We start from the raw sequence: 13,466 nt of genomic DNA, 5'->3' as shown, positions 1-13,466 counted from the left end.
GCCCATGCCGACGGAACGCTTTCAATTCACTGGCGAAGGCGGCCATCAGCTCGCGGCCGCGCTGGAGCTGCCGGACGGCGAACCCGCGGCTTTCGCGCTGTTTGCGCACTGCTTCACCTGCGGCAAGGACACGCTGGCGGCCAAACGCATCTCGGTCGCGCTCGCCGCCAAGGGCATCGCGGTGCTGCGCTTCGACTTCACCGGCCTCGGCTCCAGTGAGGGTGATTTCGCCAATTCGACGTTCTCCTCGAACGTCGCCGATCTCGTGCGCGCGGCCGATCATCTGCGTTCGACGCGCAAGGCGCCCTCGATCCTGATCGGCCATAGCCTCGGCGGCGCTGCGATCCTCGCCGCGGCCAGCAAAGTTCCCGAGGCGAAAGCGGTGGCGACCATTGCTGCGCCATCCGACCCCGCCCACGTCACCGGCCTGTTCAGGGAGCATGTCGACGCGATCCGCGCGCAGGGCGAGATCGAAGTGTCGCTTGCCGGGCGTCCATTCCGCATCAAGCGCGAATTCCTCGAAGACATCGCCGAGCATGAGCTGATGAAGGACGTCACCGGCCTGCACAAGGCGCTGCTGGTGATGCACTCGCCGGTCGACGACACCGTGGGCATCGACAATGCGACCAAGATCTTCGTCGCGGCCAGGCATTCCAAGAGCTTCGTCTCGCTCGACCACGCCGATCATCTCCTCACCAGGCCGACCGACGCTCTCTATGCGGCCGACATGATCGCGGCCTGGGCAAGCCGCTACATCGATGCCGCAAAGCCCGCCAAAGCGATGGATCTCGTCGAGGAGCCGCGCAAGGTGGTGGTGCAGGAGACCCGCAAGAGCAAGTTCAACCAGATCATCACCGTCGGGCCGCATCATCTGGTGGCGGACGAGCCGGTCGCCGCCGGCGGCGAGGATGCCGGGCCCGGCCCCTATGACTTCCTGCTCGCAGGCTTAGGGGCCTGCACCTCCATGACCATGCGCCTCTATGCCGATCGCAAGTCGCTGCCGCTGGAGCGCGTCACGGTCACGCTGAAACATTCCAAGATCTACGCCAATGACTGCGCGGAATGCGAGACGCGCGAGGGCATGCTCGACCGGATCGAGCGCGACATCACGATGGACGGCGCGCTCGATGCCGAGCAGCGCAGGAAGCTGATGGAGATCGCCGACAAGTGCCCGGTGCATCGCACGCTGACCTCGGAGATCCGCATCGTGACCAAGGCCGTGGACTAGCGCCTTATTGGTTGAGCATGATCTTTTCGGAGAACCGCTTCACACTTTTCCGGATCATGCTCTAGAAGCACGATGCCATCGTCCGCAGGGCGGCGCTGATCTCGTTCTCGCGCCATGCCGCAAAGCCGAGCAGCAGGCCGTGGTCGCGCGGCCGGCCGAGCGCAAGGCTGGACAAGGCGCGCGTCTCGACCCCCGCTTCGACCAGCCGCTTGACCGCGGCCTGATCAGCGCGACCGCGCTTGAGACGCGCGACGAGCTGGATGCCGCCCGACGGCACTTCGACCGTGAGCACCTCGCCGAGATGGCGCGCCAGTCCCTCGACGAGATGATCGCGGCGCGCGTGATAGAGCCGGCGCATCCGGCGCAGATGCGCGAGGAAATGCCCGTCGGCAATGAACTCGGCCAGCGCTTCCTGGACATGGCTGGCGGCGATCAGTCCGATATGCCGCTGCGCGATCTCCAGGGTGCTGACCAGCGCCGGCGGCACGACGAGATAGCCGAGCCGGATATCCGAGGTCATCGCCTTCGAGAACGTGCCGACATAGAAAACGCGGCCATGGGTATCGAGCCCCTGCAACGCCGGCACCGGCCGGCTGTCATAGTGGAATTCGCCGTCGTAGTCGTCCTCCACGATCCAGGTCTTGCCGGGCTTGCTCATGCCCAGGAATTCGGTGCGACGGGCCAGCGACATCAAACGGCCGGTCGGATGCTGGTGCGATGGCGTCATGAAGATCAGCGTTGGAGCCGCAATTCCCGGCATCCGCTGCATGCCCTGCTCGTCCAGCCTGATGCCGGTTACGCGCGCGCCGGAGGCACGAAAGGCAGCCGCGGCGCCGGGATAGCCGGGATCCTCGACCCAGACCTCGTCGCCTTGCGTGATCACGGCCGCCGCGATCAAGGTGAGCGCGGCCTGCGCGCTCGGCAGGATCATGATCTGGTCTGCCGTGGCGCGAACGCCTCTGCTGGTCGCCAGGTAATGCGCCAGCGCCTCGCGCAGGCGCGGCCGGTTGACGGGGCCGAGCTCGCGCCTGGCCGCACGCACGGCGCTGCGGCGCAGGCAGCGGGCCCAGACCTCGTTCGGAAACTCCCTGAAATCGCCATGCCCCGGCCGCAGGGGTTTCAGCGGCGCCAGATAGGACATCGGCCAGTCCGCCTGTTTGAGCTTTGAGGCCCAGGGAGAGAGGCGCGGCGTGCCGGCGCGGACACGTGAAGTCGCGGCGCCGACTGCTTCGATCCGCTCACCGCCATCGACCGTCACGACCGGGCGCCGCCCGTGCGACGCAGCCAGATATCCTTCGGCGGCAAGCTGCTCGAACGCATAGGTCACGGTGTTGCGGGAGACGCCGAGATCGCTCGCAAGCTGCCGGCTCGACGGCAGCACGCGGCCCCTGCCGATGCGGCCGCTTCCGATCAGCTCCCTGAGCTGGCTCGTCAGTTGAGCCATCAGCCCTTCCTCGCCGGTCCGCTTCAGCTCGATCAGGCCGGCGATCATCTCTTCTGCAACTGGCACCTTATTCCTTCACGATCTGGCACTTTTGCTGGTGCCAGCCCGGATGCTATCCGCCAGGCCGGACTGCTTCAAGGACCTCCGAGATGAACTCCCTGTCACCCCGTGCGGCCGTCGGCCTGTTCCTCATCGTCGTGCTGGCCTGGGGTGTGAACTGGTCGGTGACGAAACAGCTCGTCCAGTTCCTTCCGCCATTGTGGACTTCAGCGATCCGGAGCTGGATCGCGCTGGCTGGATTGTTCGTGATCCTCGGACTGAGCAACAATCTGGTGATCCCGGAGCGGCGCGACATTCCTGTGGTCCTGAGCGTCGCGCTGCTGCACATGACGGTGTTCTCGGTCCTGGTTGCGGCCGGTGTGCGCTTCCTGCCCGCGAGCAAGGCCATCGTGCTCGGCTACACCACGCCGCTCTGGGTCGCGATCGCCGCGCCGCTGCTCGGGAAAGATACACTGACCGCGCCAAAACTCGCCGGCGCCCTGCTCGGGTTGATCGGCCTTGCCGTGATTCTGAACCCGGCATCGATCGACTGGACCAATACCAACGTCGTGCTCGGCGCCGGCATGGTCATCCTGGCCGCGATCTCCTGGGCCGCGAACATCATCTATATCCGCGCGCATCGCTGGATCGCCTCCCCGCTCCAGCTGCTGATCTGGCAGGTCCTCGTCGCAACGATCGTCCTGACTGTCAGCGCGACAATCACGGACGGCCTGCCACACGCAGAATGGTCGTGGAGGCTCGTGCTCCTGTTTCTCTATTCCGGGCTGATCGGGACGGCGCTGGCCTATTGGGCGATGTCGATGGTCAACAGGAGCATCTCGGCGCTGACGACATCGCTCGGCACCACGGCGACACCACTCGTCGGCATCGCCAGTGCGGCGATCCTGCTGGGCGAACCGATCGACATGAGCCTTGCTGTCGCGGCCGGACTGATCGTCGCCGGCATCGGCCTGGCAACGCTCGGGGATCGCCTGCTGCGTAGTCAGGCCATCGCAAGAGGTTGAACGCGCAGCACGCCGCGCAGGCCTGCCGTCGTGCCGAGCAGGATGCCGGCGAGCGCAACGAACGAGCCCAGCGCCAGCGTCGACACGCCGGTGAGCCCCTGTCCGATCGAGCAGCCGAACGCCATCACGCCGCCGATGCCCATCAGCGCGGCGCCGCTGCCTGAGCGCAGCATGTGGCGCGGCGATGAATAGCCTTCGAGCTTGAAGCGACCCGTAGCGAGTGCCGTCGCCAGACTGCCGGCGAAGACACCGGCAACCGTCGCGACGCCGAAATTCAGCGTCAGACCGGTCGAGAGCATGGCATATTGCAAGGCATCTGCGATCGGCGCGATGAAGGTGAGCGAGGTCACGGGGACGGGATTGAAGTCGTCGGCGCCGAGATAGCCGGTGACGAACCAGCCGCTCGCAACGAGGACACCGACGATGATGCCCGCCGCGATCTGGCCCGGCGAACGGCGGAACGCGGGGTTTGCGAAGGCAAACAGGATCAGGGCGACGACGATCCCGGCAGCGGCAATCGCGCGAGAGAGAGCTTCAGAGGGACCGAGCGCCGCCAGCAGCGACGGCAGCGAATTCGTGTTGACCGTGGCTTGCGAGGCCTGGACCAGCGCGATGCGCGCGGGTGCAACCAGGCCCTTGAGCGTCATTTGCGCCGCGATGGCGAGCACGATCACGACGACGAAGGAACGGAGATTGCCGCGCCCGAGCAGCACCAGCGCGCGCGAGCCGCAGCCGTTCGACAGCACCATGCCGTAGCCGAACAGCAGGCCGCCGAGGAACAGCACCGGCGCCGAGAAGGATTGTTGCAGGTAGATCGACTTGCCGAGATCGACGGCACCGCTGCCGGCCAGGACCTGGCTCGCGGCGATCGCGACAGCGATCGCCAGCGCATAGGACCGCACCAGCCGGCCGTCTCCTTCGGCGAGGAATCCGCGCATGCTGCTCATCAGGCAGAAGCCGCTGAGCAGACCAACGGCGCCGTAAATGAGCCCGATGACGAGGCCGGCGAGGATGACGAATTGGGCGGATTCCATCGGCTATTCTCAGATCTCTCGTCATTCTCCGTCATTGCGAGCGCAGCGAAACAATCCAGCCCATCTCCGCGGATGCATTTCTGGATTGCTTCGCTGCGCTCGCAATGACGAGTTTCATGGCCGCAGGATTACCCTGTCGCGCGAAGAGCCGGCGACCGCGACATACGCCTCCCTGGCGCGCTCCAGCGGATAGACGGCATTCGCCTTGATCGGAAACGGTCTCAGGTGACCACTCGCAAAACCGGGGCCGAGGTCGCGCAGCACCGCGCCGGTCGCCGTCGAAGACAGGCCGAGCGTGTCGATGCCGACATAGGTGTGCTGGCCCCTGTAGAATTCGAGGATGTTGAATTGCACGATGCGGTCGATCGCGGCGATCAGGATCTGGCGGCCGCGCAAGGCGAGCGACTTGTGCGCGGCCTGGAAATAAGGGTCGCCGACCGTATTGAAGACGATGTCGGCGCCCTTGCCGCCGGTCACTTCGCGCACGCGCGTGGCAACATCGGTCGCGGAGGCATCGATCACATCGATGGACGCGTTGGCATGGCCATCATAGGCTTCCGCCCTGCGCACTACGCCGATGACGCGCGCGCCCTGCCACGTCGCGATCTGCACCGCGGCCTGGCCGACCTTGCCGTTGACGCCGAACACCAGAACGGTCTCACCGGCCTTCGGCACGCCGGCGCGGCGAAAGCCTTCCATCGCGGTGACGAAGGGAACGCCGATGCCAGCGGCCTCCTCCCAGGAGACGGTCTTCGGCTTCTCCACCACCGCATCAAGCTCGACGACGAGATGGCTGGCATGGGTGCCGTCGCGGCGGATGCCGAGATCACCGGAGGAACCGAACACTTCGCGGCCGATCGTGCCGGCCGGACCATCGATCACCACGCCGGCATAATCGCGGCCCGGCGTGCGCGGGAATACGGCATAGGGCATCAGCCCGGTCGCGGCCTTGACGTCGGACGGATTGACGGCGGCGGCCTTCACCTCGATCAGGAGATCGTTTGGACCGCGCGTGAGCGTCTGACGCTCGACAACCGGCGCAAGCGCGGCCGCGTTCTCGGCCTTGGCATTGAGGCGCACGCAGCGCGCTTCGACGGCTTTGGTATCGGCTGGTGACATCGGAAAGACCCGCGATTTCTCGCGGGCCTTGTCGCCCTTACGGGTGGTCAAGTCAATCCTTCGGGCGCTTGTCGTAGAGGCGCCTGGCCTTGCCGAGCGAGCGCTCCAGCGTGGCGGGCGCGACCACCCGCACATTGGAGCTGATGCCGATCGTGTTCTTGATGTGGGTCGCGATCCGGTCGGCATGGTCGACGAGACCGCGGCCGTCCCAGCTTTCGGGCCGCGCCTCGGCAATGATGGTCAGCTCGTCCATGCGGCCTTCGCGGGTCAATTCGAGGATGAAGTGGCCGCCGCACCAGTCGGTGGCGAGCAGCACCTCCTCGATCTGGGTCGGGAACAGGTTGACGCCGCGCAGGATGATCATGTCGTCCGAGCGTCCCGTCACCTTCTCCATGCGCCGCATGCCCGGCCGGGCCGTGCCCGGCAGCAGCCGCGTCAGGTCGCGGGTGCGATAGCGGATCACCGGGAACGCTTCCTTGGTGAGCGAGGTGAAGACCAGCTCGCCCTTCTCGCCATCCGGCAGCACCGCGCCCGTCTGGGGGTCGATCACTTCGGGATAGAAGTGGTCTTCCCAGATGTGCAGGCCGTCCTTGGTCTCGATGCACTCCTGCGCGACGCCAGGGCCGATCACCTCGGACAGGCCGTAGATGTCGGTCGCATCCATGTCGAAGGCGTCCTCGATCTCGCCGCGCATCGCATTGGTCCAGGGCTCGGCCCCGAAAATGCCGACCTTGAGCGAACACTGCCGGGGATCCAGCTTCTGGCGCTTGAACTCGTCGAGAATCGCCAGCATGTAGCTCGGCGTTACCGTGATGATGTCGGGGCGGAAATCGTTGATGAGCTGCACCTGCCGCTCGGTCATGCCGCCGGAGATCGGCACCACCGTGCAGCCGAGCTTTTCGGCGCCGTAGTGCACCCCGAGCCCGCCGGTGAAGAGGCCGTAGCCATAGGCGTTGTGGATGATCATGCCGGTACGGCCGCCCGCGGCGCGGATCGAACGCGCCATCACCTCCGACCAGGTGTCGATGTCGCGTTGCGTATAGCCGACGACGATCGGCTTACCCGTCGTGCCGGAGGAGGCATGCACGCGCGCCAGTTTTTCGCGCGGCACCGCGAACATGTTGAAAGGATAGTTGTCGCGCAAATCCGTTTTCACGGTGAACGGAAATTTCGCGAGATCGGAGAGCTCGCGAAAATCGGACGGATGCACGCCGGCCTTGTCGAAGGCCTTGCGATAATGCGCGACGTTGTCGTAGGCGTGCTTCAGCGACCAGCCCAGCCGCTGCGTCTGCAACGCCATGATCTCGTCGCGCGAGGCGCGCTCATGCGCGTCCATCTCGGCACTATAGGTGGTGCCACCTTCCTTGAGCCTGGTCAGAGCCATCCTCGTTTCCCCACATTGATCTGTTCTTTTCTTTATTTGTCTTGTGCCGGCAGCCACGTGCCGGGAATGACACGCGAATGCCCGCGGAATTCCGCGATGACGGTGTCGCCTGCGGTGACACGCACGTCGTAGATCCCCGAGCGGCCGCCGCGGCCGATCTCCCGCGCCTCCGCAATGAGCCGATCGCCGAGCTTGCCGGGCTTGATGAAGGTGATCTGGCCCTGCGCCGCGACCACACGCTCATTGTGCGAGTTGCAGGCAAACGCAAAGGCGGAATCGGCGAGCGTGAAGATGAAGCCGCCATGGGCGATGCGCTGACCGTTGACCATGTCCGGACGCACCGTCATGGCCAGCGTCGCGAAGCCCGGGCCGATCTCGACGATCTCCATGCCGAGACCTTTGGAGGCATCGTCCTCCGCCCACATCGCATCGGCGCAGGCGCGGGCAATATCCTCAGGCGACAGGGCGGCTTTGACGTTCACGCGCTTCTCCCGGCCAATTGCTTGCACATGATGTTCTGCTGGTTGGTTCAGGGTGTCAAATAATGCGACGCATTTGCATTCTTGGGCACTGATCCGCCTGATCAGACATGGTCATAGTCGACCACGACCCGCTCCGACGATGGCTTGGCCTGGCAGGTCAGGACGAAGCCGGCCTTCAGCTCCCACGGCTCCAGCGAATAGTTGATGTCCATCGGCGCCACGCCCTCGACCAGCTTGGCGCGGCAAGTGGAGCACATGCCGCCCTTGCAGGCGAAGGGCAGATCGACGCCGGCGCGCAGCGCGGCATCGAGGATCGCCTCGTCCTCGGCGACCGGCACGTCGCGTCGCTTGCCGTCGATGATCAGCGAGGCGATCGCCTTCGGCGGCGCGTCGGGCGCAACGGCCTTCTTCGGCCGCGGCTTGCCGCCGAATTCCGAGACGAAGCGCTCGACGTGGATGCGCTCCTCCGCGATGCCGAGATCGCGGCAGGTCGCCTCGATGTCCTCGCTCATGCCAGACGGACCGCAGATGAAGACGTGATCGACGCTTGCCGCCGGCACCAGCGAGCGCAGCAGCACCCTCACCTTGTCGCCGTCGAGCCGGCCATGCAGGATCGGGATGTCCTGCTCCTCACCGGAGATGACGTGGAAGATCGAGAGGCGGTCGATGAACCGGTCCTTGAGCTCCTCGAGTGCCTCGAGGAACATGATGTTGTCGGTCGCACGGTTGCCGTAGAACAGGAAGAAGCGGCTATCTGGTTCGCGCGCGAGCACGCCCTTGGCGATCGACAGGATCGGCGTGATGCCGGAGCCGGCGGCAAAGCCGACATGAATCCGCCCCGTATCGGCCGGCGCGACCACGCCGAAGCGTCCGGTCGGCGTCATCACGTCGAGCTCGTCGCCGCATTTGAGTTCATCGGCGGCCCAGCTCGAAAACGCGCCGCCATCGACCTTCTTCACCGCGATGCGGATCTCGCCATCGTCGGGGCCTGAGCAGATCGAGTAGGAGCGGCGCACCTCTTCCCCGTCCAGCATGGTGCGGAGCGTGAGGTACTGCCCGGGCGTGAAGGCGTAGTCGCTGGCAAGCTCGCCTGGGATGGCGAAGGTCATCGAGATGGCGTCGGAGGCCTCGCGGCGGAGATCGTTGACGGCCAGGCGGTGAAAACGCGGTGCGGCTGCTGACATGGTCAATGACACTTGAAGTAATCGAAGGGTTCGCGGCAGGCCTTGCAGCGCCACAGCGCCTTGCAGGAGGTCGAGCCGAATTCGGACAACAGCTCGGTCTTCTCAGAGCCGCATTGCGGGCACGCGACAGACTGCTCACCGAACAGCGCGCGGCGCGAGCTTGAGGCCTGCGGCGGCGCGATGCCGTAGGCGCGCAGCTTCCGCCGTCCCTCCTCGCTCATCCAGTCGGTGGTCCAGGCCGGCGACAGCACCGTGCGTACCTTTGAGCCGCGGAAGCCGGCGCGGTCCAGCGCGACCTCGATTTCGAGCGCGATCATGTTCATGGCCGGGCAGCCCGAATAGGTCGGGGTGATCGCGACCTCGACATGGTCCCCGTCGAGCACGACATCGCGGAGCACACCGAGATCGGCGATCGTCAGCACCGGGATTTCCGGATCGACGACGCTCGCCGCGGCATCCCAGGCGCGCTGGCGCAGATCGGCACCGCTCTCGAGCACCGTCACCATGTCTGCCCCGGGAAGGTACGCTGCATCGATTGCAGCTCCGACAGGAGATGGCCGAGATGCTCGCTGTGCCGGCCCACGCGGCCGCCCTGCTGCATCCAGTCGTTCTGCGGCAGCGTGAGCGTGGCTTCGCCGACGACATCGGAGAGCATCTTCAGCCAACGCCCGCGCAAGACACCCGGATCGATGGCGACACCCGCATGGATCAAAGCGCGTTCGCCGTCATCAACGGCAAACATCTCACCGGTGAAGGCCCAGAGATGGTCAATCGCGGCTTGCGCTCGTCGATGGCTCTCGTCCGTGCCGTCGCCGAGCCGAATGATCCATTCCGAAGCATGCCGCAGATGGTAGGCGCTCTCCTTTTCGGACTTGGCAGCAATGGCGGCGAGCGTCACATCGCGTGAGGCCATCATTGCGCGCCAGTAGAGGTCGGCGAAGGCCGAATAGAAGAACTGACGCACCAGGGTCTGGGCGAAGTCGCCGTTGGGCTGCTCGACCAGCAGCAGATTGCGGTACTGCCTGATGTCGCGCAGGTAAGCGAGCTTGTCCTCGTCGTTGTCCTTGCCTTCGGCCTTGGCCGCATAGGTGTAGAGCTCGCGTGCCTGGCCGATGAGGTCCAGCGCGATGTTGGAGAGCGCCATGTCCTCTTCCAGCATCGGCGCATGTCCACACCATTCCGACAGTCGATGACCGAGGATCAGCGCATCGTCGGCGCGGCGCAGGGCGTAGAGCACCAGCGGCGTTTCGGAGACCTGGGTGTTGGCGACCGGCATCACATATGCCCCACTTCCTCGGGGACCTCATAAAATGTCGGATGCCGGTAGATCTTCGACTCCGCCGGCTCGAACATCATGCCCTTCTCGGCGGGGTCGCTCGCGGTGATCGCGGTGGACGGCACGACCCAGATCGAAAGGCCCTCGCCGCGGCGAGTGTAGATGTCGCGGGCGGCCTGAAGGGCCATGGTGGCATCGCTGGCATGCAGCGATCCCACATGCTTGTGCGCGAGCCCGTTGCGGCTGCGAATGAAGACTTCCCACAGCGGCGTGTTCGGCGTGGTCATCGTGATCCCCCTATTCGGCTGCTTGCGCGGTCTGACGACGCGAGCGCTTTGCGGCATAGGCGGCGGCCGCCTCGCGCACCCAGGCACCCTCGTCGTGCGCCTTGCGGCGTGCCGCCACGCGATCGCGGTTGCAGGGGCCGTTGCCGGCGAGCACCTGCTTGAATTCGGTCCAGTCGATCTCGCTGTAGCACCAGTGCCCCTCCGCATCCTGCGTCATGCCGGGATCGGGAATGGTGAGGCCGAGATATTGCGCCTGCGGCACGGTGGCATCGACGAACTTCTGGCGCAGTTCGTCATTGGAGAAGCGCTTGATCTTCCACTTCGTCGAGGTGTCGCTGTGCTGGCTCGTGGCATCGGGCGGGCCGAACATCATCAGCACCGGCCACCACCAGCGGTTCAGCGCATCCTGCGCCATCGCCTTCTGCTCGTCCGAGCCGCGGCACAGCGTCAGCATGATCTCGTAGCCCTGGCGCTGGTGGAAGGACTCCTCCTTGCAGACGCGGATCATCGCGCGCGCATATGGACCGTAGGAGCAGCGGCACAGCGGGATCTGGTTCATGATCGCAGCACCGTCAACCAGCCAGCCGATGGTGCCGATGTCGGCCCAGGTCAGCGTCGGATAGTTGAAGATGGAGGAGTACTTGGCCTTGCCGGCGAGCATGGCGTCGACCAGCTCCTCGCGCGAGGTGCCAAGCGTTTCGGCGGCGGCGTAGAGATAGAGCCCGTGGCCACACTCGTCCTGCACCTTGGCAAGCAGCGCAGCCTTGCGGCGCAAGGTCGGCGCGCGCGTGATCCAGTTGCCTTCGGGCAGCATGCCGACGATTTCGGAATGGGCGTGCTGGGAGATCTGGCGGGTGAGCGTCTTGCGATAGGCCGCCGGCATCCAGTCGTTCGGCTCGATGCGTTCCTCCGCATCGATGCGAGCCTGGAATTGCGCAGCCCTGGCCGCGTCCTCAAGACCGCGATCCTCGGTCTCGGCCGTGTTCAGCGCCTGGGTGTACATGCGCATCCTCCCGTTTTATTGGGAGACAATATATAACATAAATTACGTCATGCAAGATATTTCTGTAACATAAGGATCAGGCGCCGAACCTCCGTTCCAGGAGTTTTCGCGCCGCCGGCAATGGCCCTTTTTCATTGGTTCCATGGCCATCAAGCCATTGTTCGGACGGAGCAAGCAGTGCGCGATAGATCTCGCCGCAGAGTGCGCGGGCGGCCCTGCCCGGCCAATCCGCGGGAAGCAGGCTCTCGGGCAGCAGCGGATCGCGCAGCACGACGCGGCGATAGTGGTGGATCAGCAGGATCCGGGCGGTGAAGGCGTCGGCGTCGGAAAGAGTCGTTCCGCGGCCAATCGCGGCGCGCAGCGGCTCGAACGTCTTCATGAACTTCAGATAGGCATCCGCGGTGCGATCGAGCGGCCAGCTCGCGCTGAGCAGGCGGCGCCCGCTATCGTCCTCGGCAGAGACCTCAAGACGGATAGCGCCCGCAGCCTCGTCCGGCACTGGCACGCCCGACGGCGCAACCCACACGCCGGGCAGCGGACTGCCGAAGCCGGCATTGCGCAGCGCCTCACGCGAGGCGTCGCGGTCCTCGCCATTGCCGATCAGCAGCAACTCGAACCGCCCGGTCCAGTCCGACGATGGCGGATCGTAGATGTGGCGCGTCGCGGCCTCAAAGGTCTGATGGCCCTTGTCGGCGAGCCGATAGAAACTGTTGCGGCCGACCTTTTCACGCGTCAGCCAGCCGTCAGCTGCCAGGCGCGACATCGCGGTGCGTACCACACCGCTGTCGATGTCCAGGCTTTCGAAGAATTCCAGCAGCGTGCCGAGCCACACCGAGCCGCCGCGCGGCACGATCGCGTCGCCGAACACGGTGATGACGATGGAGCCGGTGCGCGACGGCTCGCGCTTGAGCTGGTCGATGATACGGGAGAGCGGATGCGCCATGCGCGAGGCATAGCGCGTTTGGTGCAGGCGCGACAATGGACGGACGCGACAATGGAAGCGAGAGCCGGGCTCGATCCTTCGAGACGGCGCTTCGCGCCTCCTCAGGATGAGGTCTAATCGCTTTGGTGCGGCGTCAGCTGCCCTCAACCCTCATGGTGAGGAGCGCGGCAAAGCCGCGCGTCTCGAACCATGAAGGCCCGCTTACCGATGCGGATCGGGATACGACAGGCTGCGCCAGCCGCTTCGGTCGAAGGGCATCCACTGGCCTTCCTTCTGCGCAAGCCGGTCCGCGACAGCGTAAACCGCGGCGGGGTGATGCCCCATGCCGCAATGGCTGCTCTCGATCTCGATGCTCTCGGTCTCGGCGCCCGACTTCTCCATGCAGCCCTGCCAGGCGCAGACGCCGTCGGTGCGGCTGAAGATGGCGGTGGTCGGCACCGGCGGCGGCACGGCAAGCTCGCCGCCGAAGCGCGGATCGACCTGGTCGGCCTTCTGGCCGCTCGCCCATTCGTAGACGCGCCAGGCATTGGTGGAGCGCGGATCGCCGGCAAAGGGGCTGCCCAGGGTGATCACCTGACGCACACGCTCGGGCATCATCTTGGCGAGCTGGCGCGCATAGAGGCCACCGAGGCTCCAGCCGACCAGGCTGATCTTGCGGCCGTGCGTGTCGCTGAGCTCCTGGACCAGATCGACCATCGCATGCTGCACACCCGGACGCAGGCCGTAGTTGCGGCCCTGGCGCCAGCCGCTCACCGCGTAACCCTTGCCGGACAGAAAGCTGCGCAGCGCGCGCGTGGACGCGTCGGAGGCCACCAGGCCCGGCAGCACCAGCACCGGATGCCCGTCGCCGCGCGGCGCGAGGCTCAGCAGCGGCAGCGCACCGAGGAATGCGCCGAACTCGTGGATCGCGCGCCCTTCCAGAAACATCAGGGCACGGGACGGCGGACGCAGCGTCTGGGCAGTAGCGATCATCAATGTTTCCCTTGGGAAGGCGCCGGCTGCGACGCCGGCAATGGGC

General features: G+C 65.7%; 14 protein-coding genes. 2 read left to right on the top strand and 12 right to left on the bottom strand.

The window, feature by feature from the left end; all coding sequences use genetic code 11:
* The first annotated feature begins 4 nt into the window (after positions 1-4).
* Complete coding sequence (locus BM118_RS13930; RefSeq protein WP_092186071.1) at positions 5-1,228, top strand: bifunctional alpha/beta hydrolase/OsmC family protein; 1,224 nt, start codon at positions 5-7, stop codon at positions 1,226-1,228.
* Between the two features lie 61 nt (positions 1,229-1,289).
* Here BM118_RS13930 and pdxR read toward each other — a convergent pair whose 3' ends face one another.
* Positions 1,290-2,720, bottom strand: a complete 1,431-nt coding sequence (gene pdxR, locus BM118_RS13925) for a MocR-like pyridoxine biosynthesis transcription factor PdxR (protein ID WP_177234303.1) — start codon at positions 2,718-2,720, stop codon at positions 1,290-1,292.
* Positions 2,721-2,821: 101 nt separating this feature from the next.
* Between pdxR and BM118_RS13920 the strand changes: the two genes are divergently transcribed.
* Entirely contained in the window at positions 2,822-3,736 is a 915-nt protein-coding gene (locus tag BM118_RS13920) for a DMT family transporter (RefSeq protein WP_092186069.1), read from the top strand.
* Here BM118_RS13920 and BM118_RS13915 read toward each other — a convergent pair.
* From BM118_RS13915 to BM118_RS13865, 11 genes are all read right to left on the bottom strand, one after another.
* Entirely contained in the window at positions 3,715-4,770 is a 1,056-nt protein-coding gene (locus tag BM118_RS13915) for a YeeE/YedE family protein (RefSeq protein ID WP_092186068.1), read from the bottom strand. The two genes, BM118_RS13920 and BM118_RS13915, sit on opposite strands and share 22 nt — an antisense overlap.
* A 114-nt stretch (positions 4,771-4,884) precedes the next feature.
* Positions 4,885-5,889: a quinone oxidoreductase family protein gene (locus BM118_RS13910; protein WP_092186182.1), complete on the bottom strand. Its 1,005-nt coding sequence runs from the start codon at positions 5,887-5,889 to the stop codon at positions 4,885-4,887.
* 52 nt (positions 5,890-5,941) lie between these two features.
* Entirely contained in the window at positions 5,942-7,273 is a 1,332-nt protein-coding gene (gene paaK / locus BM118_RS13905; protein WP_177234277.1) for a phenylacetate--CoA ligase PaaK, read from the bottom strand.
* A gap of 32 nt (positions 7,274-7,305) precedes the next feature.
* Complete coding sequence (paaI, locus tag BM118_RS13900) at positions 7,306-7,755, bottom strand: hydroxyphenylacetyl-CoA thioesterase PaaI (protein ID WP_177234276.1); 450 nt, start codon at positions 7,753-7,755, stop codon at positions 7,306-7,308.
* A 101-nt stretch (positions 7,756-7,856) separates the two neighbouring features.
* Positions 7,857-8,939 carry a 1,2-phenylacetyl-CoA epoxidase subunit PaaE gene (gene paaE / locus BM118_RS13895; protein WP_177234275.1) on the bottom strand — a complete coding sequence of 361 codons (1,083 nt, stop codon included), beginning with the start codon at positions 8,937-8,939 and terminating at the stop codon, positions 7,857-7,859.
* 2 nt (positions 8,940-8,941) lie between these two features.
* On the bottom strand, positions 8,942-9,445 hold the full coding sequence (paaD, locus tag BM118_RS13890; protein ID WP_092186064.1) for a 1,2-phenylacetyl-CoA epoxidase subunit PaaD: 504 nt from the start codon (positions 9,443-9,445) through the stop codon (positions 8,942-8,944).
* Positions 9,439-10,215: a 1,2-phenylacetyl-CoA epoxidase subunit PaaC gene (gene paaC / locus BM118_RS13885; RefSeq protein WP_177234274.1), complete on the bottom strand. Its 777-nt coding sequence runs from the start codon at positions 10,213-10,215 to the stop codon at positions 9,439-9,441. Before paaC ends, paaD begins: the two co-directional genes overlap by 7 nt.
* Complete coding sequence (gene paaB, locus BM118_RS13880; RefSeq protein ID WP_092186062.1) at positions 10,215-10,502, bottom strand: 1,2-phenylacetyl-CoA epoxidase subunit PaaB; 288 nt, start codon at positions 10,500-10,502, stop codon at positions 10,215-10,217. The genes paaC and paaB overlap by 1 nt, the downstream gene beginning before the upstream one ends.
* Positions 10,503-10,512: 10 nt before the next feature.
* On the bottom strand, positions 10,513-11,505 hold the full coding sequence (gene paaA, locus BM118_RS13875) for a 1,2-phenylacetyl-CoA epoxidase subunit PaaA (RefSeq protein WP_177234273.1): 993 nt from the start codon (positions 11,503-11,505) through the stop codon (positions 10,513-10,515).
* A 76-nt stretch (positions 11,506-11,581) separates the two neighbouring features.
* Positions 11,582-12,448 carry a phenylacetic acid degradation operon negative regulatory protein PaaX gene (gene paaX / locus BM118_RS13870; RefSeq protein WP_092186181.1) on the bottom strand — a complete coding sequence of 289 codons (867 nt, stop codon included), beginning with the start codon at positions 12,446-12,448 and terminating at the stop codon, positions 11,582-11,584.
* A 201-nt stretch (positions 12,449-12,649) separates the two neighbouring features.
* On the bottom strand, positions 12,650-13,420 hold the full coding sequence (locus tag BM118_RS13865; protein WP_092186180.1) for an alpha/beta fold hydrolase: 771 nt from the start codon (positions 13,418-13,420) through the stop codon (positions 12,650-12,652).
* Positions 13,421-13,466 lie beyond the last annotated feature (46 nt).

It is taken from the genome of Bradyrhizobium sp. cf659, from assembly GCF_900113725.1.
Classification (GTDB): Bacteria; Pseudomonadota; Alphaproteobacteria; order Rhizobiales; family Xanthobacteraceae; genus Bradyrhizobium.
This window is presented reverse-complemented; position numbering and strand designations above follow the sequence as displayed.